Annotated in this window: 26 protein-coding genes; 14 read left to right on the top strand and 12 right to left on the bottom strand. The window is 43.0% G+C overall.

What is annotated here, in order from left to right; all coding sequences use genetic code 11:
• Nucleotides 1-229 precede the first annotated feature (229 nt).
• On the top strand, nucleotides 230-385 hold the full coding sequence (locus tag LZF95_RS10900) for a hypothetical protein (RefSeq protein ID WP_233755024.1): 156 nt from the start codon (nucleotides 230-232) through the stop codon (nucleotides 383-385).
• Between the two features lie 388 nt (nucleotides 386-773).
• On the opposite strand, the gene LZF95_RS10895 is transcribed toward LZF95_RS10900, so the two are convergent.
• Nucleotides 774-1,229 carry a hypothetical protein gene (locus LZF95_RS10895; protein WP_233755023.1) on the bottom strand — a complete coding sequence of 152 codons (456 nt, stop codon included), beginning with the start codon at nucleotides 1,227-1,229 and terminating at the stop codon, nucleotides 774-776.
• A gap of 387 nt (nucleotides 1,230-1,616) precedes the next feature.
• On the opposite strand from LZF95_RS10895, the gene LZF95_RS10890 reads away from it, so the two are divergent.
• The 10 genes from LZF95_RS10890 (at nucleotide 1,617) to LZF95_RS10845 (ending at nucleotide 11,017) form a co-directional block, all read left to right on the top strand.
• Nucleotides 1,617-2,432: a LytTR family DNA-binding domain-containing protein gene (locus LZF95_RS10890; protein ID WP_233755022.1), complete on the top strand. Its 816-nt coding sequence runs from the start codon at nucleotides 1,617-1,619 to the stop codon at nucleotides 2,430-2,432.
• Between the two features lie 178 nt (nucleotides 2,433-2,610).
• Nucleotides 2,611-3,027: an Rrf2 family transcriptional regulator gene (locus LZF95_RS10885; RefSeq protein WP_233755021.1), complete on the top strand. Its 417-nt coding sequence runs from the start codon at nucleotides 2,611-2,613 to the stop codon at nucleotides 3,025-3,027.
• A 77-nt stretch (nucleotides 3,028-3,104) separates the two neighbouring features.
• Nucleotides 3,105-3,377 (top strand): DUF2061 domain-containing protein, encoded by a 273-nt coding sequence (locus LZF95_RS10880; RefSeq protein WP_233755020.1) that lies wholly within the window; start codon nucleotides 3,105-3,107, stop codon nucleotides 3,375-3,377.
• Nucleotides 3,352-4,056: a phosphoadenylyl-sulfate reductase gene (locus LZF95_RS10875; RefSeq protein WP_233755019.1), complete on the top strand. Its 705-nt coding sequence runs from the start codon at nucleotides 3,352-3,354 to the stop codon at nucleotides 4,054-4,056. The genes LZF95_RS10880 and LZF95_RS10875 overlap by 26 nt, the downstream gene beginning before the upstream one ends.
• A gap of 131 nt (nucleotides 4,057-4,187) precedes the next feature.
• A complete protein-coding gene (cysD, locus tag LZF95_RS10870) occupies nucleotides 4,188-5,087 on the top strand; it encodes a sulfate adenylyltransferase subunit CysD (RefSeq protein ID WP_233755018.1) in 900 nt (299 codons plus the stop codon).
• Between the two features lie 199 nt (nucleotides 5,088-5,286).
• Nucleotides 5,287-6,543, top strand: a complete 1,257-nt coding sequence (locus LZF95_RS10865; protein ID WP_233755017.1) for a sulfate adenylyltransferase subunit 1 — start codon at nucleotides 5,287-5,289, stop codon at nucleotides 6,541-6,543.
• A gap of 76 nt (nucleotides 6,544-6,619) precedes the next feature.
• Nucleotides 6,620-8,719: a nitrite reductase gene (locus LZF95_RS10860; RefSeq protein ID WP_233755016.1), complete on the top strand. Its 2,100-nt coding sequence runs from the start codon at nucleotides 6,620-6,622 to the stop codon at nucleotides 8,717-8,719.
• Nucleotides 8,716-9,486 carry a uroporphyrinogen-III C-methyltransferase gene (gene cobA, locus LZF95_RS10855; protein WP_233755015.1) on the top strand — a complete coding sequence of 257 codons (771 nt, stop codon included), beginning with the start codon at nucleotides 8,716-8,718 and terminating at the stop codon, nucleotides 9,484-9,486. Before LZF95_RS10860 ends, cobA begins: the two co-directional genes overlap by 4 nt.
• 230 nt (nucleotides 9,487-9,716) lie before the next feature.
• Nucleotides 9,717-10,295, top strand: a complete 579-nt coding sequence (locus tag LZF95_RS10850; RefSeq protein ID WP_233755014.1) for a bifunctional precorrin-2 dehydrogenase/sirohydrochlorin ferrochelatase — start codon at nucleotides 9,717-9,719, stop codon at nucleotides 10,293-10,295.
• A gap of 143 nt (nucleotides 10,296-10,438) precedes the next feature.
• Nucleotides 10,439-11,017 carry a CPBP family glutamic-type intramembrane protease gene (locus tag LZF95_RS10845; protein ID WP_233755013.1) on the top strand — a complete coding sequence of 193 codons (579 nt, stop codon included), beginning with the start codon at nucleotides 10,439-10,441 and terminating at the stop codon, nucleotides 11,015-11,017.
• A gap of 283 nt (nucleotides 11,018-11,300) precedes the next feature.
• On the opposite strand, the gene LZF95_RS10840 is transcribed toward LZF95_RS10845, so the two are convergent.
• Complete coding sequence (locus LZF95_RS10840; protein ID WP_233755012.1) at nucleotides 11,301-11,912, bottom strand: hypothetical protein; 612 nt, start codon at nucleotides 11,910-11,912, stop codon at nucleotides 11,301-11,303.
• 178 nt (nucleotides 11,913-12,090) lie between these two features.
• On the opposite strand from LZF95_RS10840, the gene metK reads away from it, so the two are divergent.
• A complete protein-coding gene (gene metK / locus LZF95_RS10835; protein ID WP_233755011.1) occupies nucleotides 12,091-13,344 on the top strand; it encodes a methionine adenosyltransferase in 1,254 nt (417 codons plus the stop codon).
• 85 nt (nucleotides 13,345-13,429) lie between these two features.
• On the opposite strand, the gene LZF95_RS10830 is transcribed toward metK, so the two are convergent.
• The 4 genes from LZF95_RS10830 to LZF95_RS10815 all read right to left on the bottom strand — a co-directional run bounded on the left by LZF95_RS10830 (nucleotide 13,430) and on the right by LZF95_RS10815 (nucleotide 16,151).
• On the bottom strand, nucleotides 13,430-13,909 hold the full coding sequence (locus tag LZF95_RS10830) for a hypothetical protein (protein ID WP_233755010.1): 480 nt from the start codon (nucleotides 13,907-13,909) through the stop codon (nucleotides 13,430-13,432).
• Nucleotides 13,910-14,135: 226 nt separating this feature from the next.
• Nucleotides 14,136-15,122 carry a D-alanine--D-alanine ligase gene (locus tag LZF95_RS10825; RefSeq protein WP_233755009.1) on the bottom strand — a complete coding sequence of 329 codons (987 nt, stop codon included), beginning with the start codon at nucleotides 15,120-15,122 and terminating at the stop codon, nucleotides 14,136-14,138.
• A 234-nt stretch (nucleotides 15,123-15,356) separates the two neighbouring features.
• Nucleotides 15,357-15,734, bottom strand: a complete 378-nt coding sequence (locus LZF95_RS10820; protein ID WP_233755008.1) for a GxxExxY protein — start codon at nucleotides 15,732-15,734, stop codon at nucleotides 15,357-15,359.
• A gap of 177 nt (nucleotides 15,735-15,911) precedes the next feature.
• Nucleotides 15,912-16,151 (bottom strand): hypothetical protein, encoded by a 240-nt coding sequence (locus LZF95_RS10815; RefSeq protein ID WP_233755007.1) that lies wholly within the window; start codon nucleotides 16,149-16,151, stop codon nucleotides 15,912-15,914.
• 107 nt (nucleotides 16,152-16,258) lie between these two features.
• On the opposite strand from LZF95_RS10815, the gene LZF95_RS10810 reads away from it, so the two are divergent.
• A complete protein-coding gene (locus LZF95_RS10810) occupies nucleotides 16,259-16,738 on the top strand; it encodes a C40 family peptidase (protein ID WP_233755006.1) in 480 nt (159 codons plus the stop codon).
• Between the two features lie 369 nt (nucleotides 16,739-17,107).
• On the opposite strand, the gene LZF95_RS10805 is transcribed toward LZF95_RS10810, so the two are convergent.
• The 6 genes from LZF95_RS10805 to LZF95_RS10780 are packed head-to-tail and all read right to left on the bottom strand — an operon-like array spanning nucleotide 17,108 to nucleotide 24,250.
• Complete coding sequence (locus LZF95_RS10805) at nucleotides 17,108-18,169, bottom strand: HmuY family protein (RefSeq protein WP_233755005.1); 1,062 nt, start codon at nucleotides 18,167-18,169, stop codon at nucleotides 17,108-17,110.
• 23 nt (nucleotides 18,170-18,192) lie between these two features.
• Nucleotides 18,193-20,451: a TonB-dependent receptor gene (locus LZF95_RS10800; RefSeq protein ID WP_233755004.1), complete on the bottom strand. Its 2,259-nt coding sequence runs from the start codon at nucleotides 20,449-20,451 to the stop codon at nucleotides 18,193-18,195.
• Nucleotides 20,452-20,505: 54 nt separating this feature from the next.
• Complete coding sequence (locus tag LZF95_RS10795; RefSeq protein WP_233755003.1) at nucleotides 20,506-21,552, bottom strand: hemin-degrading factor; 1,047 nt, start codon at nucleotides 21,550-21,552, stop codon at nucleotides 20,506-20,508.
• Between the two features lie 2 nt (nucleotides 21,553-21,554).
• Nucleotides 21,555-22,358 carry a heme ABC transporter ATP-binding protein gene (locus tag LZF95_RS10790; protein WP_233755002.1) on the bottom strand — a complete coding sequence of 268 codons (804 nt, stop codon included), beginning with the start codon at nucleotides 22,356-22,358 and terminating at the stop codon, nucleotides 21,555-21,557.
• The gene (locus tag LZF95_RS10785; RefSeq protein WP_233755001.1) at nucleotides 22,358-23,416 is read right to left on the bottom strand and encodes an iron ABC transporter permease; all 1,059 of its coding nucleotides are present in this window, start codon (nucleotides 23,414-23,416) and stop codon (nucleotides 22,358-22,360) included. The genes LZF95_RS10790 and LZF95_RS10785 overlap by 1 nt, the downstream gene beginning before the upstream one ends.
• A 9-nt stretch (nucleotides 23,417-23,425) precedes the next feature.
• Nucleotides 23,426-24,250, bottom strand: a complete 825-nt coding sequence (locus LZF95_RS10780) for a hemin ABC transporter substrate-binding protein (RefSeq protein WP_233755000.1) — start codon at nucleotides 24,248-24,250, stop codon at nucleotides 23,426-23,428.
• Between the two features lie 336 nt (nucleotides 24,251-24,586).
• Here LZF95_RS10780 and atpD point away from each other — a divergent pair, with 336 nt between their 5' ends.
• Entirely contained in the window at nucleotides 24,587-26,089 is a 1,503-nt protein-coding gene (gene atpD / locus LZF95_RS10775) for a F0F1 ATP synthase subunit beta (protein ID WP_233754999.1), read from the top strand.
• The last annotated feature ends 8 nt before the right edge of the window (nucleotides 26,090-26,097 follow it).

Here is a 26,097-nt window from a genome sequence, read left to right as displayed (position 1 = left end):
CCGACGGATCGAGAAAAAATGGAGTTCCCCTTTGCACAACTGGGGCTTGACAGTCCAGCAGCTGGCCATTAAATTTGAGGGGAGGCTCAAGCTGGACATCAATACAGAAAATTAATTAATTAGTTCCATTCCCTTGGGGTACCCCAAGGGAAGGGAAGGACAGAGTTTAGCTAACACTCCCGTTTCTAAAACCTCGAGGGTTTATATATTATTCCTCAGCCTATTAGTTGTGACCAAATCGATTTCGCCGGCCCTGAAGAAGCATGCCTTGGAGAGGGGATTTGTCCTGAATTCGATTGGTGGAGCAACTGGTTTTGTGTATGTGGAAGTGATTGTTATTTTTGTGTTGGAGATAGTTGTGATTGTGAATAATATAGAGGTGTGATAAAATTTATCGTTTTAAATGGGTTATATTTATTCCAAGTAGCTTTGGGTTTTATTATAGGTGTTTTTATGCTTTTTGGCATTGGTGCATTAACAGGGAGTATTGGAGATTTATCAATTAAGTATAGAATTCTACAAGTTGACTATATGACCCAAACGAATGATTATTTGATGAATTCGTTTTTTTTCTTTTTTCTCTCATTCTTGCTTGTTATCGTTTTTTATGGATTTGAATTTCTAAGGACAAGGATCAAAGAAGAGTTAACGTAAGGAGTAGTGTGGAATTGCTGTAATAAGCGTTAGCCCTTGAGGTTTTAAAGAACCTCTTAGTTTAATGAATTTTAACCTCCAAAGGATTTTATGCCTTGGGAGGTTTTTTTATTTTTCGTCTATCGCTGCAGATAAGCAAGCAGCTCGGCGCCGGGTAATTCCTTCGATTTGTAATACATACTGATCAGATGGTTGGCGTGTTCTTTTTCGAATTGAAGCAGTTCTTCCACAGAGACTTTCATCGGCTTGTTTTCAGTACCGTTGTCGGCAAATTGCCATTCCTTTAGCTCATGTCCTTTGTCATCCTTTAAAACGATTGATCTCTTGCTACCCGATCCGTTCTTGGTGGTGCAGTGGTTGTACTTGATCCAAAGCAGATCCTGGGGGGATGCCTTATCCAGTTGGAGTGTACGCAGATTCAGGGGCTGATTTACAAACTGTTTCATGATGAGCTTATCATTCAGATAGATCTCATAGCTGTCAAGGCCGAGTTTTGGTGAAAAGGCAATGGTTCCCAAACCGAGGAAGAGCAGCAGCAGCCCAGTAATAGCGGATTTAAATTTTGTTGTTTTCATGTGTTTATAATGGTTTTTTAATTGCCACATGGAATCTCGCATGGCTGAGAATCATAACGGAGTGTGTCGTTTGCGTCATGCTCGATTTCATTTTGCAAATGGATTAAAGTGAGAAAGTGTAACTGATATTTTTTTTACCTTGTAAGAATGCCAGCAAGATCCTCTGATACAGAGCCGGTTGAAAAGGATCTTTGAGCAGGTCTTCCAGTAGCTTTACGGCAACGCTGAAAAAATGGGAACCCCAAGATTGAGAAAGTAGATCAACAGTAGGTTTATTAGATTTTCGACCTTTCGAAGTCCTAATCTGTTGGTCTATATTATTGGAAGTTGGTCTATTTCAGAAGATCGAATCTTTGAATTATCCGTAATTCAGTTACAATGCCCTTTATGTTGACATCGCGCGCCACATTCTTGAAGCCAAACTTCTCTCACCGGGTACTACATCTGTTATTTTGGACTATCATCACCTTGGTTTTCATCTATGACAGAAGGTATCTGATCATTAAATTTAACTTGCCGGAGCATTTTATTGCCTGCGTGGTAGTCCGGATGGGCTTGCTTGTCTCGCTGGTGTATTTTCATCTGAATGTGTTGGTTCCAAGATTCTTCAAGACAAGACAATTTTTCAAATACACTACGATTCTTTTATTTTCTCTGGGAATCTATGTCAGCCTGCAAAATCTCTACGATATCTATCTGTATGGTTTTGTGATCGGTGACATCCGCAGCAGGGATTTTTGGAGTGCATTTCCCTACAATTTCTTTACGACCCTTTGGTACCTGGCTCTGACAGCCGGTCTGAAATTAAGTTTGGAACGGTATGGGGATATGCATAAATCGGAGCCAATCTTAAATCCGCCGGATACGGTCTCGGATCAAAGGCAGAAACGGCAAGTCTTTTTGAAAAGCGGTACCAAACAGGTGATGGTAGAGTTAGATTCGATTACCCATATTAAAGGATTGAAAGACTACTCGATCGTCTATACCACCGAAGATCAAATCATAGTTAAGGGATCTCTCAAGAATGCGGAATATTTATTAAGTGCCAAAAAACTTATTCGTGTACATAAATCCTATCTGGTGGCGCTGGATCGGATTAGGACGATTCAGGGAAATCACATCATCTTGGATACTCAATCCATTCCCATTGGAAGATTTTACAAAAAGGAGCTATATAAATTACTCATGCCATCCCGAATTTAGATTTTCCGCACTTTAGCAAAATGGATAGAGAATAAGGCAATGTGGAACAAAATCCGACTTAAGTAAGCCCAATATTCTAGTAAAGAATCAGGATTTTTTGGAAAGAATTGTTTGAAACCAATCAATCTATTCCCCACTCCCACACTAGGGTATTCCCCGAAAAAGCTTATTTTTGTCCATGCTTTCCAAAAAGACCAAATATGCCCTGCATGCCCTTACTTATTTGGGCAAGCACAAAGACGAGAAGACGGTACTGATCCAAGAGATCGCCGAAGAGCATGGGATTTCGCATAAGTTTTTGGAGAACATCTTATTGGAACTGAAAAAGGCAGGTATGCTTGGAAGCAAAAAAGGTAAAGGAGGGGGATATTATCTGATCAAAGAACCTAAGGACATCCCACTTTCCAGGGTGATCAGATTGCTGGATGGGCCGATTGCCTTGCTGCCATGTGTGAGCTTGAATTACTATGAGCCCTGTGTAGAGTGTAAAAACGAAGCAGTTTGTGGGATAAATCGGGTCATGATCCAGGTTCGTGACGAAACTCTTAAAATACTGGAAAACAAGACTCTAGAAGATATTTTAAAAGAAGAGTAAAAATTTTTTTACCATAAACCCTATATATTTTATAGGGTTTATATACTTTTGTGCTTTACGCTCGTAATAAACCTAGTATGATTTTAGACCAACCACTCAAAAGGCTGTTTGCCAGCAAGCCCGGGAAAGACAGCAATGCGAAAAGCTTGCTGAAGTCTATCTCCTGGAGGATCGTAGGCACCATAGATACGATTATCATTTCCTATTTCGTGACAGGGGAGTTTGTGATGGCAATTTCAATCGGTTCTGTGGAGGTGTTCTCCAAGATCATCCTGTTTTATTTCCATGAGCGAATTTGGGAAGCTGTACCTAAAGTAAAAGAAGATGAAACTCAAGAAGAATATGCATGAACTAGAGGCTCAGCTGAGTGTATTGAGTGCACAGGAAGGCCTGGCTTTGGTGGCGGATTTGTTTCCTGGCAAGGTGACATTCTCTACTTCATTGGGACAGGAGGATCAGGTGATCACGCAGCTCATCGCAGAAGCCCACTTGCCGATTTCTATATTTTCTTTGGATACGGGACGATTATTCCCAGAGACTTTAGACCTTCTCTCTAGAACAGAGGCTAAATACAAGCAGCAGATCAAAGTCTATTATCCTACTACTGAATCAGTAGAAAAGCTAGTTTCAGAAATTGGCATAAATGGGTTTTATGAGTCAGTAGATAATAGAAAATCCTGCTGCTTTGTACGCAAAGTTGAGCCACTGAAAAGGGCTTTGGCAGGAAATGAAATCTGGGTCACAGGGCTTCGTGCCGAACAGTCGGCAAACAGGTCAGGAATGAAGCGCATAGAGTGGGATGAAGGCAACCAGATTTTAAAATTCAACCCTTTGCTGGACTGGACATATGATGAGATGATCGCATATATATCCAAAAAGAACATTCCTTACAATCCTCTTCACGACAAAGGTTTCATCAGCATTGGCTGTGCTCCATGTACCCGGGCGATAATGCCGGGAGAAGATGCCCGGGCGGGTAGATGGTGGTGGGAAGACTCCAAGAAGGAATGTGGACTGCATGCTAAATAAGGCGGGAGACAGGAGACCGAAGACCAGTCTTTTGAAGTCATGAAAGTCGGAGACAATTAAAAATAAATAAGAAGATATAGTTTGAAGTGCAGATTCACCACGTAAATCGTACTTCGTAAATCATAAATATTATGAACAACCTATTTATCCCTAATCCAAAAGAAGCGGAATCGATCCACATCATCAGGGAAGTGGCAGCGCAGTTTGAGCGTCCAGTTTTGCTTTTTTCCGGAGGAAAAGACTCGATTACCCTTGTGAGATTGGCCCAAAAGGCTTTTTTTCCTGCAAAGATTCCTTTCCCTCTATTGCACGTGGATACGGGACATAATTTCCCTGAGACGATAAAGTTTCGCGACAAGTTGGTGGAAGAACTTGGTTTGGAGCTGATCGTTCGCAATGTGCAGGATTCTATAGACCAAGGCAAAGTCCGTGAAGAGCGTGGAAGGTATTCCAGTCGAAATTCACTTCAGACTACCACTCTTTTGGATGCGATCGAAGAGTTCAAATTCGATGCTTGTATCGGCGGAGCGAGAAGGGATGAGGAAAAAGCCAGGGCTAAGGAACGGGTTTTCTCCGTAAGAGACGACTTCGGCCAGTGGGATGAAAAAAACCAGCGTCCGGAGCTTTTTGATATGCTGAATGGTAAAATCCATGTGGGTCAGAATGTGCGTTGTTTTCCGATTTCCAACTGGACTGAATTGGATGTATGGGAGTATATCAAAACTGAAAATATCGAAATCCCATCCATCTATTTTGCCCATGAGCGTGAAGTTTTCTTCCGTGACGGAATGATCTGGACTGCCAATGAGCATGTGTTCAGAGAAGAGCATGAGGAAGTGATGGTTAAGATGGTTCGCTTCAGGACAGTGGGTGATATGACCTGTACCGCCGCTGTGCTTTCAGAGGCGGTTTCTCTGGATGACGTGGTCGGAGAGATCAGAGAATCCACGATTTCAGAACGTGGAGCCCGAATCGATGATAAGCGCTCCGAAGCGGCTATGGAAACAAGAAAGAAAGTGGGATACTTCTAGGGTAACCTTTGAGGTGTCACCCTGAGCGAAGCCGAAGGGTCTCCTCGAAGGTTTTGATTCTACGATAATTTATGATTTTAGAATTATGATTTACGAGGCTTATCTGAACCTTCAACATTAGCCAGACTTTGGTCTCCTACTCATAGCTGCTGTGCAGCATTAATCACAAACTCTAGATTACCCTTTAAAAAGAAACAACATGTCTGAAAATAGAAAATTGATAAAAATCGCCACCGCGGGATCTGTGGATGACGGCAAGAGTACGCTGATCGGTCGATTACTATACGATACTAAATCACTGACTACCGATAAAATCGAGGCGATTGAGCGTAGTTCGAAGCAGCGAGGATACGATTACCTGGATTTCTCTCTGGCAACAGATGGACTCGTAGCTGAGCGGGAGCAGGGAATTACTATCGATGTAGCGCATATTTATTTCAACACGGAGAAAACCAATTTCATCGTAGCGGATACCCCTGGCCACGTGGAGTACACCCGGAACATGGTGACCGGTGCATCTACCTCACAGGTAGCGATTATCCTGATCGATGCAAGAAAAGGTGTGATCGAGCAGACCTATCGCCATTTCTTCATCGCAAATCTCCTTCGAATCAGTCACGTGGTCGTGGCAATCAACAAGATGGATTTGGTGGACTATGATGAGGAAGTGTATCTGAGAATCAAAGCGGATTTCGATGCATTGGTGGCCAAATCTGACTTTGCCGAGGAACAGATCACCTTTATTCCAGTGTCCGCTCTGAAAGGTGAAAACATAGCCAGGAAATCTGACGAGATGCCTTGGTATGTGGGCAACACGCTCTTGGATCATCTGGAAGTATTGGAGCCAGCGGATCTGGAACCCAGTTCAGTTGCCAGATTCCCTGTGCAGTATGTCATCCGTCCTAAAACTGAAGCTTTTCACGATTTTAGAGGATTCTCCGGAATGCTGTATGGGGGCAACTTGAAAGTAGGCGACGAAGTGACCTTGCTCCCATCATTGAACACTTCGAAGATTAAAAGCATCCATTATTTCGACCAGGAAATCCAGGAAGCCGCTCCAGGCAGTTCCATTGCGGTCACGCTAGCAACAGAAGTGGATTTGAGCCGCGGAGATATGTTGGTGAAAAGCGGTGAGTTGCCAACCAGTGAAAAGCAGATTTCTGCCACGATTTGTCAGGTAAACAGCAAGGCACTGACCGTAGGCAAGAAGTACATTTTGCAGCACGGAGTAAATCGTGTTTTGGCAAAAGTCGATCAGATAGAATCCAGAATCCACACGGATTTCACAGGAGCAGAAGATGCCCATTCGCTAAAATTAAATGATATAGGACGCGTTCATTTCCGATTGAGCAAGCCGATTCATTTTGATTCTTATAAGACTAATAAGTCAAATGGAAGCTTTATCCTAATCGATGAAGCTGAGTACGACACCGTTTCGGTTGGGTTTATAGAATGATTCAGATTCCACCCTTCGACTTCGCTCAGGGTGACAATCTTTTCAATTCCAGCCTGAACAAAAACCTATTACAGCCATGCAAAGCTTTAGAACAGAACTTGAAAACAATATAGTAGAACAAGACATCATCGACCTGGAAAAGAAAATCGCGCTTTTCAAGGGAGGAAATATCGATGAAGAGAAATTCCGTAGCCTTCGATTGGCAAGGGGGATTTACGGTCAGCGACAGCCAGGTGTGCAGATGATCCGGATCAAACTTCCTTATGGGCGTGTTTCTTCTGACCAGCTTCGCAGAATCTGCAAGGTTTCGGATGAATATTCTACAGGAAGGCTGCATATCACTACACGCCAGGATATTCAGATTCACTACGTAAGCCTTGACAGAACACCCGAACTCTGGGCTGAACTTGAACGCGATGATGTCACTATCCGCGAAGCTTGCGGAAATACCGTGAGAAATGTAACGGCTTCTGAAACCGCTGGAATTGATGCAAATGAGCCATTTGATGTGACTCCTTATGCAGATGCTGTTTTCAAATATTTTTTGAGAAACCCTGTTTCCCAGGAAATGGGACGTAAGTTCAAGATTTCATTTTCCTCTTCTGACGAAGATACTGGCTTAAGTTACCTTCACGATTTGGGCTTTATCCCAAAAGTGAAAGTGATCAATGGGGTAGAAGTCCGTGGGTTTAAGGTGATGCTTGGTGGAGGCCTGGGTTCTCAGCCTCGTCATGCAGATGTGTTTTCGGAGTTTGTGGAGGCAGACCAGATTATTCCTTTTGCGGAAGCGGTAATCCGGATTTTTGACCGCCATGGAGAGCGGGCCAAAAGAATGAAAGCCAGAATGAAGTTCTTGATCAAAGACATTGGTCTGGAGGCATTTCTGGAATTGGTAGAAAATGAGAAAAAAGCACTTCCATTCAAGTCTTATCCTATAGATCATGAGTCTTATGATGCTGCGCAAAAGCTTCCAGATGCTCCTGCTGCCGTTGTGGAAGAAGAGCTTGGGTTGGATTTTGAGCACTTCAAACTCACCAATATTTTGCCTCAAAAGCAAAAGGGATTTGTATCTGTAGGAGTAAGGGTTCCACTTGGGGATTTCTATACGGATCAGGCTAGAAAACTGGCTGATTTGGTAGAGAAATATGCGAGTGCAGAAGTTCGCTTTACGCTTCGTCAAAACTTCCTGATCCGAGATGTACGGGAAGATTTGGTGCCTTATTTCTACAAAGAATTGAAGGAAATAGGACTTGCTGCCGCTGGCTACAATACCCTTGGAGATATCACTGCTTGTCCGGGAACAGACACCTGTAATCTTGGGATTGCGAGTTCTACGGGCATTGCTGCTGAACTTGAAAAAGTGATTCTGGCAGAATATCCACAATACCTTAAAAATCAGGATTTGGTGATCAAGATCTCAGGATGTATGAACGCCTGTGGTCAGCATAATATGGCTCACATAGGTTTTCAGGGCATGTCCATGAAGGCTGGTAAAGTTGTAATTCCTGCGCTTCAAGTTCTGCTTGGAGGTGGAAATATGGGCGATGGGAATGGCCGATTTGCAGATAAAGTGACAAAAATCCCGAGTAAAAGAGGTCCTCAAGCATTGAGGATTTTACTGGATGATTTTGAGGCCAATGCAAATGGTCAGGACTTCTTGAGTTACTACGACGAAAAGGGACAAATCTATTTCTATGAGTTATTGAAAGAACTTGGAGATGCATCTACAGTGACCCCTGCTGATTATGTGGATTGGGGAAATACTGAAGAGTATAAAATCGCAGTTGGTGTGGGTGAATGTGCCGGTGTGGTTCTTGACTTGGTAGCTACCTTGCTTTTGGAAGCCAAAGAGAAAATTGATATCGCCCAGAAATGTCTGGAAGAAGGACGCTGGTCCGATAGCATCTATCATCATTATGCCGGCTTGATCAATGCCGCTAAAGCGATCTTGCTCAGCGAAAGTGTGAGTACAAATTCCTATGCGAATATTATTAAGCAGTTTGACGAGGTATTTGTAGAATCAGGTAAAATCAATCTTGGAGGAACATTTGCAGAGAAGATCTACCAGATCAATCAGAATGAGCCAACTGAAGAATTTGCGAATGCCTATGGAAATCAGGCTTTGGAGATCTATGGGTTGCTGAAAAGCTACCGTGAGGAAGAGGTGACCGCATGAAACCTGTGATTCAACCTAAAGTAACCTTAGTCGGTGCAGGGCCAGGCGATCCTGAGCTGATCACGCTGAAGGCTGTATTGGCACTGAACAAGGCCGATGTGGTCTTGTATGATGCCTTGATCGACCCCGTCTTGCTTGAGCATGCGCCTGCTTCGGCTATAAAATTATTTGTAGGAAAGCGGGTAGGCAAGCATTCCCTCCCGCAGGAGGACACTAACCAACTTTGTGTAAGCCTGGCCAGAAAACACGGGCATGTAGTCCGTCTGAAAGGCGGAGATCCTTTTGTATTTGGGCGCGGTGCGGAGGAAGTTGATTATATAGAGACGTTTGGGATTTCGACTGAAGTGATTCCGGGTATTACCTCAGCTATAGCCGTACCGGCTGCAGTTGGAGTACCGGTAACGAAACGTGGAGTTTCGGAGAGTTTTTGGGTGGTGACAGGGACGACTTCTGCCGGTGAACTTTCCAAGGATTTGGCCTTGGCTGCCCAATCTACTGCCACAGTAGTTGTATTGATGGGGACTAAAAAATTGGCTCAAATTGTATCGGTTTACCGGAAGTTTGGTCAACAAGACTTGCCTATTGCGATCATCCAAAGTGGCACAACCAGCGATGAAAAAATCACTGCTGGTTTTATCCATGATATTGAAGAAAAGGCTTTTGAAAGTAAAGTGGAAGCTCCGGCGATTATCGTTATCGGGGAAGTGGTACGCGAAAGTATTAAATTAGCCGAAGTCTATCGCGAAGCTGTGAAATATAACCTTTGAGTCATATTGCTTAACCTTCGAGGTTTTTTAAACCTCGAAGGTTTTATTCAATGGTAATTTTAAAGCTAGGCTGGAAATCTCTCTCGTTCTTCGCTTGAAATAACATCAAGAGAGATTTAAAAATCTACTTCGTACTTTCATTCTATCTTAATTTCGAATGAAGAATGCTGAATTTCGAATGCAAAAGTTCGGTCTACTGTCTTGATTTTAACATCTTGATTCTTAAAAAAATGAACCACCTCTACCCCATATTTCTCAAAGTTCACGAACTTAATGTACTCCTGATCGGAGGAGGGAACGTGGGTACAGAGAAATTGGAATTTTTGCTCAAATCCAGCCCAAAGGCACAGGTCACTGCAGTTTCCAGGGAATTTTCCCAAAGCTTTATCGACTTGGCAGAGACCACAGATACAGTCACTATGATTGAGGATGTGTATCATGAGAAGTATTTGGGGGCCAAACATATAGTCATCGCAGCAACTGATGATAAAGCGGTGAACCGCCAGATCCGCGACGAGGCAAAAGAGCGGTTTTTATTAGTGAATGTGGCTGATACGCCGGATTTATGTGATTTTTACCTGGGAGGAATTGTCACCAAAGGAAACCTGAAAGTGGCGATCAGTACCAATGGGAAATCCCCTACAGCTGCCAAACGACTTCGTCAATTATTGGAAGATGTGTTACCCGAAGAATTGGATGATCTGCTGGAAAATCTCAATGCTTATCGTGAAACCCTTAAAGGCGACTTTGAATACAAAGTCAAAGCGATGAATGAGATTACTGAGGGGTTGGTGAAGAAGTCAAGTTGATTTTTTGGAGTTTTTGACTAATTTTTTAAATTGATTGAGTTTAATTTTTAACACTTTTAATGCTCTTTCAAATGCCTCTGCCTGTTTTTCAAGATTTTCTGGCATTCTTAAAAAGTCCAACCAAGTCTGACTCCTTTACCAAAATGCCCGCAGGAAGATTTTTGGTTCTGCTACTTCTTGCATTGGCTTTGGTAATTCCATTTTCTGTTCTGCTGGAATGGTTGGGTGTGGATCAGTTTGATTCAATTCTGGAGGAAATGCTGGCTGAAAACAAATGGTTGGTAGTTATTGGAGCTATTTTCTTGGCGCCTTTACTAGAGGAACCGATTTTTAGACTTCACCTTGACTTAAAGATGACATCCATTTGGTGGGGATTAGGCATGTCTATTTTATTGATTAGTCAACAATGGTGTGTAACAGCTGTATTTATTGTTTACCTAGTTTATCTACTTATAAAAGTATTTCGCCATCGGCCGCCGAATCTCAAATTTGTTGTCTATACATCCTCAATTTTCTTCGCTCTAATCCATGTGGGGAACTTTTCTAATTTAGAATTAGCAGACCACATTTACTGGATACCTTTTCTTGTGGCATCACAGTTTTTCGGAGGTTTGATCCTTAGTTATATCCGTTTAAGCCATGGGATCTGGTTCTCGATATTGTTTCATGGTGCATATAATGCAATTCTGATTATACCTACGGTTTATTTTTATGAGCCGTAAGCATTAGTAAGAAAATTTCATGTGTTTATTTTTGATTTTTACAGGTCACATGGAATCTCGCATAGTATATAATCATCTCGCTGTGTGTCGTTTTCGACATGCTCGATTTCATATGATTTCCGTGATCTTGCGAGTCACCTTGGATTCTTCTCTTATCTGGTCGGAAGACCTATGACCGAAGTGGCCTCAATTCTTAGGTCTAACATACACTATGTTGCTTTTGCCTCCTTACTGGCAGAAAAGCGGATAATCATAAATAAAGAATAAGTCACCCTCGATTAAGTCAATCTTCAATAGCGATAAAAAGAAGTTTTTCGTTTATATCTTTTGACGTCAAATAGAGCTTGTTGCTTTTTATTTCGTAGGATTCTACCGATTCGATTGCTTTCAAGAAATCAGTTTCAAATCCTAATACAGGGAAAGTGTTCGAAGCGTTATTCGGTATAAATTCTATTCCTATTTCAGGAGCAACGATCACTAAGTTTCCTGACTCAGTGCTGGAGTAACAACCTGTAATTTTATTTGAGAATGTCCTGAGGTTGAAAGCATCTAAATTCTGGCATCCTGCCAATTTAGAGTCCTCTTTGGAAAACTGAAGAGTTATTTTGAATACATTATCGTAATCTTCGCCTCCAAGCGCAAATACTGCTATTCTTGCAAGACAAGTCAGGTCATCTAATGTTTCATATCCGTTGGTGATGTGCTGGAATCCTGCAAACTCCCAGCTGCTAAACAAATCATAAACGCCAGACTTCTCTCTAAGGTCATAGCAGCAAATGTCTTTGGGATTACATCCAGAACCGATGGGAAGTGGCTCAAAGGGTTCTGGCTCCTCAATTTCTTTCGCACAGCCTACCAATAAAAGAATCAAAAATGTATTAAAAAGATTTTTCATGACTCTCTTAGATTAAAGATTCATTTTCAAATATAAACGCATTCATAAGTTACAGAATTTCAAGTTGGGATAATAAATTATACGTACTTTAAAACTGACCAGGTTTTTCGATTTTTTATTTCACCCAGTTCCCGTATTTTTGGGCTTCCTTTACATTACGCATTACCAACATTTATTTATGGCATATCTATTTACCTCAGAGTCTGTTTCTGAGGGGCATCCGGATAAAATCGCAGATCAAATCTCTGACGCATTAATTGACAATTTTTTAGCATTTGACCCCAATTCCAAAGTAGCTTGTGAAACACTGGTAACCACAGGTCAGGTGATTCTGGCGGGTGAGGTGAATTCTGATATCTATCTTGATGTGCAGAAAATCGCACGGGATGTGATCAATAGAATCGGATACACTAAGAGCGAGTACATGTTTGAGGGGAATTCCTGTGGGGTGCTTTCGGCAATTCATGAGCAGTCTTCTGAGATCAATCAAGGCGTAGTTCGTCAGAGTCCAGAGGAACAAGGGGCCGGTGATCAGGGAATGATGTTCGGATACGCTACCAACGAAACTGAGAATTACATGCCTTTGGCTTTGGATCTTTCTCATATGATCCTTCGTGAGTTGGCAGAATTGAGAAGAGAGAATAAGGATATGACCTATATCCGTCCTGACTCCAAAGCGCAGGTGACTATAGAATACAGTGATGATAATGTGCCACAGAGAATTGATGCGATTGTAGTCTCTACACAGCATGATGATTTTGATGAAGAGGAGGCTATGCTTGCCAAAATCAAGTCTGATATAATTTCAATCTTGATCCCACGGGTCATTGCGAAGCTGAAGCCGGAAATCCAGAAGCTTTTCACCTCAGAGATCAAATATCACATCAACCCAACCGGTAAATTCGTAATCGGCGGGCCACACGGTGATACAGGCTTGACCGGAAGAAAAATCATCGTAGATACCTATGGTGGCAAAGGAGCTCACGGTGGAGGGGCTTTCTCCGGGAAAGACCCATCAAAAGTTGACCGTTCTGCAGCCTATGCCACACGGCATATCGCCAAGAACATGGTAGCGGCAGGACTTGCGGATGAGGTGCTTGTACAGGTCTCTTACGCAATCGGAGTAGCTAAGCCAATGGGTATTTACATCAATACTTACGGTACAGCTAAAGTGAACCTAAGCGATGGAGCGATCGCCAAGAAAATAGAAGAACTCTTCGATATGCGTCCTTATGCCATCGAGCAGCGCCTGAAACTTCGTAACCCTATCTATGAGGAAACAGCTGCCTACGGGCATATGGGAAGAACTAATGAGGTTGTCACCAAGACTTTCTATTCTCCTTACAGAGATGAGATCAAACTTGATGTGGAGTTGTTCACTTGGGAAAAGTTAGACTACGTGGATAGAATCAAAAAGGCATTTGAATTATAAAAAGCAAAGCCTCCTGAAAAATTCGGGAGGCTTTTTAATGGGTTTGCTTATTCTTATTGACTAACTGTTTTTATTCATAAAGGATTCAGGAGTTAGAATTATCTGAGTTCACCTCACATGTGGATTTAAGCTCCGCTAACTTTTCCCGCCAAAGCTCAACATTAGTCTGAGCATTTTTGGCTTCATTGGATAGTGCTTCCAGATTTTCATCATCTTCTGATGTCCATTGTCCGGAGGTTATACGGGTTTTAAGCTCTTCCACATCTGTAGTGCTCTCTTTCCAGGTGCTTATCAATTCTCCTGCATTTTCTTTCAAACTGGCGTATTCATTTTCACAAGTACTTTCTTCGCCAGTGGCATTGTTCGTTTCTGATGCTTGACTCTCTTCTTTTTTATTTTCCAATAAATACATTTGATCTCCTATCTCTTTAGAGATAGCGCCAATATTTTCAGTAGTGTTTTCCCATTCTGTCATGAGCTTTGTAAGCTTAGCTACTTTTTCCTCAGAAGGGCCACAACTAAAAATCAGTCCAAGAAGAAGGATGAATACTAGATTGTTTTTCATATCAAGTTGGGTTTTATGATGAAGTCCACCGTCCAATAATTTTCCGAAATTGAGAAAATATTTTCCCTTAAAAAACAAGCATCTTTACCTGAAACCGCTTTTGAGCAGGAAATCAGACGTGTCAAATGAACTGTAAATATATATACGACATATTGACCAAATAGCATTCCAAGCTATCGAATCTATTGCTTCAATTCTTTACTTAATTTAGCTGGGTAGCAGTAAATTAAATGAACATCTCCTCGATCAGCTCAGTATAAAAATCCCTTATTTCCATCCCAATAGCTTTTACTTGCTGGGAAATCAGGCTGGTCTCGGTTTGACCCGGAACGGTATTTACTTCAATAAAGTAAAATTTACCTGTTTCATTTTGAAGGAAGTAATCTACACGGATCGCGCCTTTGCAGTTTAGCTTTTTGTAGATCTTAGCGATAATGCGGTTTACCCGTACCACCTCTTCTTCGGACTGACGGCCTGGCGTGATTTCCTCTGTTACTCCGGCTACATATTTAGCTTCATAGTCAAAGAATTCTTTACTGCTCACGATTTCAGTCGCCGGAAGCACGGTTATTTTTCCCTTTCCTTTGTAGCAACCGATTGAAAACTCTCGGCCAGAAACAAATTCTTCTACTAACACCTGTTTATCTTCCGCAAAAGCTTTTTCCAAGGCTTCCGGCAATTCTTCCCAGGTTTTCACTTTGGACATTCCTATGGAACTGCCACCGTTGTTTGGCTTGATGAAAAGTGGTAATGCCAGCTCATTTTCTACTCTTTTGAGGTTTGCTGCTGAGTTTTCAAAAAGCTGAAGAGATTTGGCAATATGCAGCTCCTCTATGTCATCCACAATGGCTTTGGTGTAACCCTTGTTCATCGTGATAGCAGAGCTCAGTTGGTCACAGGTGGTGTAGGGAAGGTCGATCATATCGAAATAGCCTGCGAGTTTCCCGTCTTCTCCGGGTGAACCGTGAAGGATGTTGAAGACTCCGTCAAATGTGATTTTATCATCGCCAATCATAATACTGAAATCATTCAGATCCACTGGGATTTTCTCTCCTGCCGCACTTAGAAAATGCCAATCCCCTGGGTAGATAAGGATTTTGTACACATCATATAGATTTCTGTCGATGGTTTTTTCCACCACAGCAGCGCTTTTCAATGAGATTACGGACTCTCCGGTATATCCGCCCGTCACCAGGGCAATTTTCTTCTTCATGGGTATAAAAATTTACGATACGAATTACTTGAATTTTTCGTGATTTCCCGCAGATCAATTGGAGATTATAGTCTATCTCCCGCAGATATTCGCGGATAACTAGCGCAGATGATCGCAGATTTGTGAGGTTGACACTAACTTTCAGAGATAAAAATCAGCGTAAATCCGCATATTTTTCTGCGCAAATCTGCGGGGAAATTGAAGTCTTTTTGTGCGAAAATCAGCAGGAAATAATTAAAGCTTATTAACCTTTCTGATGATTCCTTCGGTGATGTCTTGTACATTAAAATTCACCAATAAACCCAGTTTAATACCTGATAACCTTAGATAAGTGATGACTTGCTTGTGATGAACTTCCATTAAATTCTCCACAGATTTGATTTCGATTATTACTTTGTCCTCAACAATTAAATCAATTCTATAACCCACATCCATTCTAAGATTATCATATACTAGTGGTAGTCCCACTTGACGTCTTACATTTAGTCCTTCTTTTATGAGTTCATGATTTAGGGTGGTTTCATAAGTTGATTCTAAAAGACCAGACCCAAGTGTATTGTAAACTTTAAAAATAGCACCTCTGATTTTATATGAGATTTCGTTTTCAGTCATTCTTTCAGAATTAAAAAGTATATCTGATCTACTGAAAGTGAACTGATTTTACAATTTATAGGATATGGTTTTTTCCCGCTGATTGACGCGGATAACCTGCGTAGATGTTCGCAGATGCTTAGGAATAAAAAATCAGCGATAATCCGCGTCCTTTTCTGCGCTAATCCGCGGGAAAACTCAAGCCAGCTTAATCTGATCCAAATAGAACTTCATCCTAGTATGGTCGCGTGGCAAAAAGTCAATTTTATCGATTTTGTCCTGCTTATGGTTATAGAAGACCTCAATATATTCATTTTCCAACAAATACAAATTCACCTTGTGCTTGTAATAGCGAATACCCACGACGAAGGTGCCTTCTGTGTAGAGGGTGGCTATTTTTTTGTGAAAAGGAAGGTTGGCGAATTCTTCTTTGCTCATAATCTTCAATTGCTTTCGTTAAGGTAAGGAAATGAAACGCTTTTTTTGACAAAAAAAGATTGATTCCTGTTCGGCTTCAGCTTATACTTGAAAGAACAAAAACCACTATGCTGCGCAAACAATTCCGTTTTACCGCTTTTTTTCTTGTTTTGGGATTGATGCTAGCCACATCTTGCGCATCCAAAAAGAAAGCAGCGAATGAGCCTTTTAATACTGTGATTCAGACTGCTAGAAGCTATACAGGAACTCCTTATCGCTATGGCGGTACCACCAGGGCGGGGATGGATTGCTCCGCTTTAGTATATCATTCTTTTTATTCAGTAGGGGTTACTATGCCGAGAATGTCGGCGGACCAAAGTAAAATGGGGAAGAGTATCCGTACTAATGAGATCAGGCCGGGTGATGTGTTGTTTTTTGCCACAGGGAAAAGAAGGAAGCAAGTCACGCATTCGGGGATTGTGACGGAGACTTCACGTGGAGATGTACGCTTTATACATTCTTCAACATCTCTGGGTGTATCGGAGGATTACCTGAGCAATAACTACTGGTCAAAGGCATTTTTATTTGCAAAGAGAGTTTTGGATTGATGGATCAACCTCTGAGGGCACAGAGGATTACGTAGAGGGCGCAATTCATTTTTTTAGGCTTCTTTTGCGTTTTCTTTGAGAACTTTTGAGATCAAGCAATTTTTGATTTTAGCCTTATAAGGAACCGGAAGGAAATTTCCAGCGACTGGAGAAGCAGGATAACTATATGTATGACAGCTGTTAATTTGTGTACTCCGCGCAAAACTCTGCGATCACTGTGGTAAAAAAATGGGGAAAAGTCCAGCTTCTGGAAAAGCAGTACAGCTATTAAATTTGTGCTCTGTGTTACTCTCTGTGAACCCAGTGTTTAAAAAGACCAGGAATAGCTTTTGCTATCCCTGGCCTTTCCGAAATATTGAACCTAAAATACTATTGTTCTTCTGGCACAAGCTCAAATTCCAAGCTTGGCCTGCCTCTTTCTCCGTCTTTGGTAAGAGATAGGAATCTTACTTTGTAGATGTTGCCTTCTGAATCTTTTACTATGTAATAAATTGTATCAAAAGCATGTGGAGGATCAGATGGAGGAGGTCCACCTGTATATCTCCAGCTGGAACCTATAGTCAATCTATCTGAAATACTGAATGTCAAATTCTCAGCATCTTGAGTTGTAAAGTTTTCGTATGCTATATCTTCTTCTAGGACTTGTGCGGCTGCGCTGCCGCCATAAATATTATGGTAAACTAAATCCTGATAGAAATATGGTATAGACCCTCCACCAAAATTAGTTGATGATATACTTGCTGTCCAAGTTATATCCCAAGAATTCTTACCAGGTTCGACATCTACAATACCATCTTCAAAACTGAAATAAACAAAGTTCAAATCGTTGTCCTTTGGAATATCTACAGAGGTAAAAGTAGTTGCATCTGCATCCGCATGTTGTAGCGTATAACCGTCACCATTTCTGATTATTCTGATTTTTTTCCATGGTCTTTCAGTTGCCGCACTAGATCCTCTATTCAGGATATATACTTCATTGTTAGTTTCAGTGGAGCTGATAGCTTCAATGGCTGGTGCTGTGAGAGGGTTGGATACATCATCCACATGGTCAATCGCAACATTATTAGGAACTGAATATGTAATAGCCGCCGAATCCGCAGCACTCATATCAGCAGCTGAAACAGCATTGATATCAGTTTCTCCGGTAGCAGAAGCCATGGCGCCCGTGGTGCCGTTAATCAGGACTTTGAATTCAGATCCTGTAGCGAAGGCAAGATCCCATGATTCTCTGGCCACTGCCGTCTGAGTGCCGGTCCGGAATTGGATATAGGCGGTATTGGGATAAGTGGCCCCACCACCATTTATTTCCATGACCCCGGATTCTGTAGGGGGTATCACCACCGGGTCGGGAGCATCATCATCATTGCAGGATGAGAGGAACGTTACGCCCGCCAATAGGGCTGTAAGAGTTAGAAAACGATACTGTTGCATTGTGTTTAAGTTTGGAGAATTAGTTATTTGTTTAATTGATAGGTGAGGCCAAGGAAATATGATCTTCCATAGCCTACGGGTCTTTGAGTCCCGCCTCCATGCGCATCTCCGCCTTCGGAGGTGCTACTGATTTGCTTCACGTCAAGAATATTTCTAGCCCCGGCATTTACTGATAGATGCTTGCCAAAGTCTTTTTTGAAGGAAATGTCCATCCAGTGATAGCCATCAAGCATAATCTCTCTGGCTGAAGGATTGCCGTCTGAGTCAGCGACCGTTTCGTAACCCGGCAGTTTACCTGTCCATTTGTAGTAAAGTGTCGCTGTGGTTTTCCATGGTAAAAATTGATAGGTCAGATTCGTATTTACCTCAGGTGTCCAGCTCATTTCGGGCACTACTGTCTGTTCTTCAGAAAGGAGATTGTATCTACCGATGTATGAGAATCCCACATTGGCGGAGAGATTTTTGAAGGACTCCGTATGGTTCAGCGTGATACCTGTTGTCTTGTACCGTTCTACGTTGAAGAGTGTGGTGACCTGAATATTGTTGGGATCCTGACCGTAAGCGATTCTGTCTTTCACATCATTGTAGAAAGTACCTAAGACAGTGGAAATTCTCCAATCTGGTTTAAGCTGTGCTTTCCAGTCCAAGGAACCGTTGAAACTAGTTGAGGTCTCCGCTTTCAAGTCTGGGTTTCCTGTGATGCTGTGGCTTGCATCAAAGAAGTTGAAATACAACTCACGTATAGAAGGTGCTCTGAAACCATTTGCATAGGCTACTCTCAAATCCAAGTTTTCATTCAGCGCAAACTTCGTATTCAAAGAAGGTATCAATGCGGGGGCATCGTAAGCCGAATTCCAGTTTTTGCGGATGCCCGGTTTAATTTTTACTGATGGAAGTGGAGACCATTCCCCTGAAAGGAATACCGCATAGTCCTGAATGCCTTCATTGTCAGTGATTCTTTCCCCTGAGCCAGTTTCGGTATTCAAATCGATTCCAGGTTGTAGTTTGAATTTCTGAGAAAGCTTCCAGTCGCCGATCATTCTCCAGCTGAACCCATTGTAATCTATGGTTGTATTGGCTCCCGGAGCCTCTGACTGGTAATGCTCCCCTGTCCTTACATTGCTGACCCAAGTCTGGCTTTCTCTGCTGTAATCGGTAAATGCTCCTTGCCATATCAGTCCAAATTTCTCGTTGGAATCCCATCTTCCGCTCAGTCTATGCATCCAGCGTGAGGTGATAAATTCCTGATCCAGTACCTCCAAGCGTGCGTCGGGGCCATACGCAAAAACTGTTTCATCTAAAAAGTCCAGTTGATATTCCAGATTTAGAGATTCATTACCCCAGCCAGCTTTGAGGTTCAGGAAATTCTGGTCTTTAGGTAGCCATTCGTAGTCTCTTCCTGTTTTTTCGCCTTTCCATCCCCCGAAATTGTTCTGGGAAAATGAAGCCCCGAAGTCCCAGTTTTTCAGGTGATAGCTTCCGGTCACACTTCTGATATGTGTACCCCTTCCATCAAAAGGACTGTATTCATTACCGGCGGTTTCCTCTTGCACCCGGGCTTTCAGATCGAAGTTTTTTGTGGCGTCCGATTTAGTAATGATGTTTATTACCCCTGCGAGGGCATCAGCACCATACACTACTGACATCGGTCCTTCGACGATCTCCACCCGCTCGATGCGGTTGATGTCGATTTGGTTGATGTTGATCTCGTTGGAAGTTCCCTGCCGACCAACCATAGGAATGCCGTCGATCAAGATCTTCACGTTTTGGCCGGACATGCCGAGCAGCTCCATGTTACTTGAGCCAAGGGCGTTGTCCTGGGAAAAACGAATCCCCAACTCTGTGTTCAAAACCTCCTGAATATTGCTTGGAGCACGGTTTTGAATAACTTCTGAACTGATCGTACGGACTTGATAAACCGATTGTTTGGCGGATTGAGGTTCGAAACTTCCCGTTACTACTACCGTTTCCAGATCGGAAGTGGAGGAAGTTAAGGTGAAGGATTCTGAGTTTTTTCCTGCGGGCCAGGTAGCCCACAGCGTTTCAAATCCCACTGCAGAGATTTTTAGTCTCTTGGGAAGCTCTTTCAAAGAGAAACTTCCCTGCTCATCAGCTACTTCTCCTTTGGCATTTCCCAGCCAAATTGTAGCGTGGGGAATCCCATCTCCTTTTTCATCCACTACTTTTCCTATCATAGCAGTCTGGGCTTGCGTCCAAAGTGGCATTGCAAGCAAAAGCAGGGAGAAAATGACAAAGCGTTTATTTAGATCAAATCTACGCATATGGATAAAAATTTTTGGAATGGCAGGAGTTTTATCCCCTGCCGTAGTTTTGAATTAAAGACTATCGACCAATGCTTTCCATTCAGGCTTCTGAGGAAGTCCAGGTTTTCTCAGACCGAAGAATTGGGCTACCATTTCACCTTCTTTGTCGAAAAGCTCTACTGCCGAGACCAAACCATCTTCTGTGTTTTTGTGGACCACATAGGCTTTATCCACTACATTTTCATTCAAGTGCATGTTGAAATCCGGATCGAGGACATTTAGCCAATCTCCCATCTGACGGACAGTCCGCACTTTACCTTGGTGGATTTGGATATTTCCCTTGTTTCCTGCGAATATCATGATCGGAAGCTTGGTCTCAGCGGCAGTTTCCACAATTTTCCGTGCGGCAAGTCGATCTACTTCATATGCCCATTTGTCACCGATCCATTTTACAGCATCCTGTCTATTGAGCTTGTATTTGCGTAGCATACCAAAGAAATCGTGGGTATCCTTCATGGTCTCCCAGTCTTTAGTGAATCCTTCAAAGTCCAATTCTTCTCTGGTGACGTATTCTGAAACCGGAAAAGCTTCCAGTTCCAATTCCGTAGATTGATCAGCGGCGGTGTTGCTTTTTACCAGTTCTTCGTAGGCATCCCCATTTGATTTCTCCTGTAGATAGACTTTCATTATGGCTTCACCTGCTTTGTCGAAATACTGCAAGCTTTTCATCGTGCCTCTTGGAGTCTCAGTAGTCACTGCAAAACCGAATTTCCAGCCTGCAAAAAATACCCGCTGCTCTATCGGGCCGATTACAGTGGCAATTTTGTGCGGACCTGCTTGGTGCATTTCTATTTTCTGAAAGGGACCTTTATGTTCCAATACACAGCCCTCACTTCTGGTCAAGGACATCACTCGACCGAGTTTTGGAAACCCTTCTAATTGTTCAGTGAAATTATCAGTCAGGCGAATCACATTGGCACCAATGCCGGTAGCTAAAAGTTGTGCTTCCTTAACACCGAGTTTGGCAGCGGCATCACGGATTCTCAGTTGTGGTTCAGATTCTTTCAGATTGTCCCATGCTTGCTTCAGGGATTGTGCGGATTCTTGTATAGTTTCCATGGTTAAGCTTGTTTAAATGAGGGTAAAGATGTTTTCGTCTGTGCAGCTGCGGATATGAGCACTCCGCCAGTGACAGGATTTTGAATTAGATGAATAGGGTGATCAAAGACATATTCCAGGATTTTTTCCTCCAATACTTCTTTCACTGTCCCTGATTTTGCAATCATGCCATTTTTGAGCAATGCGATTTTATCGGCATACTGGGCAGCTAGATTCAGTTCATGGAGGATGACCAGGATGCCGATGTTTCTTGCTTTCAAGGTCTGGAGTATCTTCAGCACCGCATGCTGTTGTGCGATGTCAAGGCTGGAAGTTGGTTCATCCAGCAGCAAATACCTTGGAAAGGGCTTGGTTTCCCAGATTTGTACCAAGACTCTGGCAAGTTGAACACGTTGTTTTTCCCCTCCGGAAAGATGGTTGAACACCTGGCCTTTCAGATGGGCTGTATTGGTTGCTTCCAACACTTCTTCGATAAGCCTAGCTGGCCGCTTTACTTTGGTATTGATGAGCCCCAGTTCCACCACTTCTTGCACAGTAAACGGGAAATTAACCTGTGTATGCTGTGGCATCACTGCTCTTACAGCGGCAAGTTCACGCGCTTTCAGCTTGTGGATATTGTGCCCGTTATAGTCAATAGATCCGTGTTTGCATATGATTTCCCCAGAAAGCAATTTGAAGAAGGTGGATTTCCCAGCACCATTTGGCCCCAATACCGCCAGAATTTCTCCAGGATGCAATTCCAGGCTAACCTCATCTACGATAGGTCTTTGGCGGATGCAAAAATGTACTTGGGAAGCTTGAAGCATCAGTTTTTGGATTTATTCAGGTTGAAAATAAGCCAGATAAAGAAAGGCGCTCCGATCAGTGCTGTGATCACTCCGATGGGCATTTCGGCCGGGATTACAATTATTCTTGAGATCAGATCCGCAAAGTTCATAAGTATGGCACCCAGAAGAAATGATCCCGGTAGAACCAACCTATGGTCTGCCCCAAACAATATCCGGATGAGGTGGGGAACCACCAGGCCTACAAATCCGATCATCCCAACCATCGATACCCCTACTCCCACGATCAATGCGCTGCAGGTAAGCAGTCTTATTTTCACCAGTTGCACATTTACCCCCATGTGGAAGGCCTCCTGTTCACCAAGCGCGAGGGCATTGAGTTGTCTGGCATTGAGCATTAGTAAAATGGAGGGGATTCCAATTAAAATCAGGCTTACCGGGATTTTGCTCCAGACAGCTCCTCCCAGATCACCCAGACTCCAGAAAGTAAAGCTTCGCAAAGCTGAATCGTCCGCAAAGAAAAGTACAAGCCCTATCAATGCCGCTGCGAGTGCATTGATGGCAACTCCTGCCAGGATCAAGGTGGCGGCGTCTGTTCTTCCCTGGGATTTGGAAAGTTGGTACACCGAAGTCACACAGATCAGCCCTCCGATAAAAGCAAATAGGGGTAAGCCAAGCATTTTGATCCAAGTCAATGAAGAAACGGTAGGCACCCATACCATAAAAATCACAGCGAATAAAGCGGAACCGGTACTTACTCCGATCAGCCCGGGTTCGACTAGAGGATTTCTGAACATTCCCTGAAGCGCTGCTCCGGCTATGCCCAAACCTCCGCCCACAAGCATGGCCATCAAAACTCTCGGTGCACGGATCTGCAAGATCACGTTGGCCTGTTGCGTTTCATAGGTACCCAAACTTATACCAAGTTGATCAAGTAGGATCGCCAAAGTCTTTGGAAATGGAATGCCATAAGCTCCCAAAGAAAGGGAGGCGATCAGAACCAGCACTAGCACCAAGCCAAATCCAAGAAGGATGAGAGTTTGACTTTGTGTCTTCGTATGGTTCCAGGCGAAATTCATACTTTATTATTATTGACGGACTGCTTTGGCTAAATCCAATGCTGCTTTCCCTACTCTAGGCCCAAAACCTGAAAGGTATTGCCCATCTAGTGACACGATGTTACCATTTTTATATGCTGTGGTCTGATCTATGCCCTGGATTGCAGCTAAACCATCTTTGCCACCCACACTTTGAATTCCTGATTCGAAAAAGACCAAATATTCAGGATTCATAGAAACAAGAGATTCCGGAGTCATTGGAGCGAATTCGTCAAAACCAGTGGCACTTCCTTGGATTTTCGCCAATTTGAACATTTCTGATGCGAATGTTTTGTCCCCTGCGATAAATACGGTTTCCGGGCCACGAGCCATGACGAAAATTGCCTTTGGCTGGGATTCCTGTGATTCTAAATAAGTTGTGAGATTAGCAATATCGGTATCTATGGAGGTATTTATTTCTTTGCCTTTTTCCTCCTCATCAAAAAAAGAAGCCAATTCATTCACCAGTTTCTTAGTGCCGTCCACGGTGGTGGGCTTGGTGAAAACGTGGATGTTTACCTGTGCCGCCTTTAGTTGTGTGACAACATCGGGATTAAGATAGCCTTCCTCAATAAGTACTATGTCAGGCCCTAATGCAAGAATTCCTTCGGCTTTGATCTGGTTTCTGTAGCCAATGGAAGGGAGATCCTGCATAGTTGTGGGGTAGGTAGAGGTGATGTCGGTAGCGATGATCTGATCGCTGTATCCGAGCGCATCTACTACTTCAGTAATGGTGCCCCCTGCCGTGATGATTTTAGACTGCCCGGCACTTTCCTCCTCTCGCCGAGATGGGGTACAGGCTGTAATAATTGACATTGTTACTAGCGCAAATGAGAAAACGTGTCTTATCATTATTTAGATTAATTTCAAATACCATGCAAATGTAAACTTAACTAGATTGAATCCAAATAAAAACAATGATGAAATTGTTAAAATTAGAGGTGGCTTTTACAGGAATGGCGAGAACTGTGGGGAAATGTTCCCGTCTCAGCTTCAGCAGTCTGCTCAGTTTTTCAACCAACACTACTTAGAAGGTATTAAAAATTGAACCTTAGGATATTAATTTCCCAAATATCCTTTGGTATTCGTCTTTTCTGCTTAATTTTGCGGTCGAATTCAAAAAGCACATCCTTTTTACATTTCAATTATCAAATGGCAAATATTGGAAAGATAACTCAAGTGATCGGGCCCGTAGTGGACGTTTCCTTTGAAGGCGGCAAGCTGCCAAATATCCTTGACGCGGTAGAAGTTACCAAAGAAAATGGCCAAGTGGTCGTAATGGAAGTTCAACAGCACTTGGGTGAAGATCGGGTGAGAACTATTGCAATGGACTCATCTGAAGGGATGGTTCGTGGCATGGAAGTTAGGGATCTTGGTCTTCCTATTTCAGTTCCTACAGGTGAAGGCATCAAAGGCCGTCTTTTCAACGTGGTTGGTGAAGCTATCGATGGTTTGCCTCCAGTTCCAGCTGGAAAAAGACTTCCGATCCACAGATCTGCTCCGCGATTCGAGGATCTTTCTACAGCAACAGAAGTACTTTTCACAGGTATCAAAGTAATTGACTTGATCGAGCCTTATGCAAAAGGTGGTAAGATCGGGTTGTTCGGTGGTGCAGGTGTAGGTAAAACTGTATTGATCCAGGAATTGATCAACAACATCGCAAAAGCATATGCGGGTCTCTCTGTATTTGCCGGTGTAGGTGAAAGGACAAGAGAAGGAAATGACTTACTTCGTGAAATGATCGAGTCAGGCATCGTGACTTACGGTGATGACTTTGTCCACAGCCTTGAAGAAGAAGGTGGATGGGATCTTTCCAAAGTTGATTTGAAAAAATTGGAAGACTCTAAAGCAACCTTTGTTTTCGGTCAGATGAACGAGCCTCCAGGGGCACGTGCACGTGTGGCTTTGACTGGTTTGACTTTGGCAGAATATTATAGAGATGGTGAAGGCGATGGAGCAGGTAAGGATATCCTATTCTTTATAGATAACATTTTCCGATTCACCCAGGCAGGTTCTGAAGTGTCCGCACTTCTAGGACGTATGCCATCTGCGGTAGGTTACCAGCCAACTTTGGCTACAGAAATGGGTACCATGCAGGAGCGTATTACTTCTACTAAGAACGGTTCCATTACTTCAGTACAGGCGGTTTACGTGCCAGCGGATGATTTGACCGATCCGGCTCCGGCTACGACTTTCGCCCACTTGGATGCTACTACGGTATTGTCGAGAAAGATCGCCGAATTGGGGATTTATCCTGCGGTGGATCCTTTGGATTCTACTTCCCGTATCCTTTCTCCGGATATCTTGGGAGAGGAGCATTACGGATGCGCACAGCGTGTGAAGGAGATTCTTCAGCGTTACAAGGAATTGCAGGATATCATTGCGATCTTGGGTATGGAAGAGCTTTCTGAAGAGGATAAGCAAGTCGTACACAGAGCAAGACGTGTACAGCGTTTTCTTTCCCAGCCATTCCACGTAGCAGAGCAGTTTACAGGCTTGAAAGGTGTGTTGGTAGATATCAAAGACACCATCAAAGGCTTCAACATGATCATGGACGGTGAGTTGGATCACCTTCCTGAAGGAGCATTCAACCTCGTAGGTAGCATCGAAGATGCCATCGCCAAGGGTGAGAAAATGTTGGCAGAAGTTAAATAATTAGACAC

The organism is Algoriphagus sp. AGSA1 (genome assembly GCF_021390545.1).
GTDB lineage: Bacteria > Bacteroidota > Bacteroidia > Cytophagales > Cyclobacteriaceae > Algoriphagus.
The sequence above is the reverse complement of the archived record's forward strand: the minus strand, read 5'-3'. Positions and strand labels throughout refer to the sequence as shown.

Coding starts and splice junctions, on each gene's coding strand:
- LZF95_RS10895 (WP_233755023.1), bottom strand. CDS start 1,229: ATGAAAACAACAAAATTTAAATCCGCTATTACTGGGCTGCTGCTGCTC.
- LZF95_RS10890 (WP_233755022.1), top strand. CDS start 1,617: ATGTTGACATCGCGCGCCACATTCTTGAAGCCAAACTTCTCTCACCGG.
- LZF95_RS10885 (WP_233755021.1), top strand. CDS start 2,611: ATGCTTTCCAAAAAGACCAAATATGCCCTGCATGCCCTTACTTATTTG.
- LZF95_RS10880 (WP_233755020.1), top strand. CDS start 3,105: ATGATTTTAGACCAACCACTCAAAAGGCTGTTTGCCAGCAAGCCCGGG.
- LZF95_RS10875 (WP_233755019.1), top strand. CDS start 3,352: ATGAAACTCAAGAAGAATATGCATGAACTAGAGGCTCAGCTGAGTGTA.
- cysD (WP_233755018.1), top strand. CDS start 4,188: ATGAACAACCTATTTATCCCTAATCCAAAAGAAGCGGAATCGATCCAC.
- LZF95_RS10865 (WP_233755017.1), top strand. CDS start 5,287: ATGTCTGAAAATAGAAAATTGATAAAAATCGCCACCGCGGGATCTGTG.
- LZF95_RS10860 (WP_233755016.1), top strand. CDS start 6,620: ATGCAAAGCTTTAGAACAGAACTTGAAAACAATATAGTAGAACAAGAC.
- cobA (WP_233755015.1), top strand. CDS start 8,716: ATGAAACCTGTGATTCAACCTAAAGTAACCTTAGTCGGTGCAGGGCCA.
- LZF95_RS10850 (WP_233755014.1), top strand. CDS start 9,717: ATGAACCACCTCTACCCCATATTTCTCAAAGTTCACGAACTTAATGTA.
- LZF95_RS10845 (WP_233755013.1), top strand. CDS start 10,439: ATGCCCGCAGGAAGATTTTTGGTTCTGCTACTTCTTGCATTGGCTTTG.
- LZF95_RS10840 (WP_233755012.1), bottom strand. CDS start 11,912: ATGAAAAATCTTTTTAATACATTTTTGATTCTTTTATTGGTAGGCTGT.
- metK (WP_233755011.1), top strand. CDS start 12,091: ATGGCATATCTATTTACCTCAGAGTCTGTTTCTGAGGGGCATCCGGAT.
- LZF95_RS10830 (WP_233755010.1), bottom strand. CDS start 13,909: ATGAAAAACAATCTAGTATTCATCCTTCTTCTTGGACTGATTTTTAGT.
- LZF95_RS10825 (WP_233755009.1), bottom strand. CDS start 15,122: ATGAAGAAGAAAATTGCCCTGGTGACGGGCGGATATACCGGAGAGTCC.
- LZF95_RS10820 (WP_233755008.1), bottom strand. CDS start 15,734: ATGACTGAAAACGAAATCTCATATAAAATCAGAGGTGCTATTTTTAAA.
- LZF95_RS10815 (WP_233755007.1), bottom strand. CDS start 16,151: ATGAGCAAAGAAGAATTCGCCAACCTTCCTTTTCACAAAAAAATAGCC.
- LZF95_RS10810 (WP_233755006.1), top strand. CDS start 16,259: ATGCTGCGCAAACAATTCCGTTTTACCGCTTTTTTTCTTGTTTTGGGA.
- LZF95_RS10805 (WP_233755005.1), bottom strand. CDS start 18,169: ATGCAACAGTATCGTTTTCTAACTCTTACAGCCCTATTGGCGGGCGTA.
- LZF95_RS10800 (WP_233755004.1), bottom strand. CDS start 20,451: ATGCGTAGATTTGATCTAAATAAACGCTTTGTCATTTTCTCCCTGCTT.
- LZF95_RS10795 (WP_233755003.1), bottom strand. CDS start 21,552: ATGGAAACTATACAAGAATCCGCACAATCCCTGAAGCAAGCATGGGAC.
- LZF95_RS10790 (WP_233755002.1), bottom strand. CDS start 22,358: ATGCTTCAAGCTTCCCAAGTACATTTTTGCATCCGCCAAAGACCTATC.
- LZF95_RS10785 (WP_233755001.1), bottom strand. CDS start 23,416: ATGAATTTCGCCTGGAACCATACGAAGACACAAAGTCAAACTCTCATC.
- LZF95_RS10780 (WP_233755000.1), bottom strand. CDS start 24,250: ATGTCAATTATTACAGCCTGTACCCCATCTCGGCGAGAGGAGGAAAGT.
- atpD (WP_233754999.1), top strand. CDS start 24,587: ATGGCAAATATTGGAAAGATAACTCAAGTGATCGGGCCCGTAGTGGAC.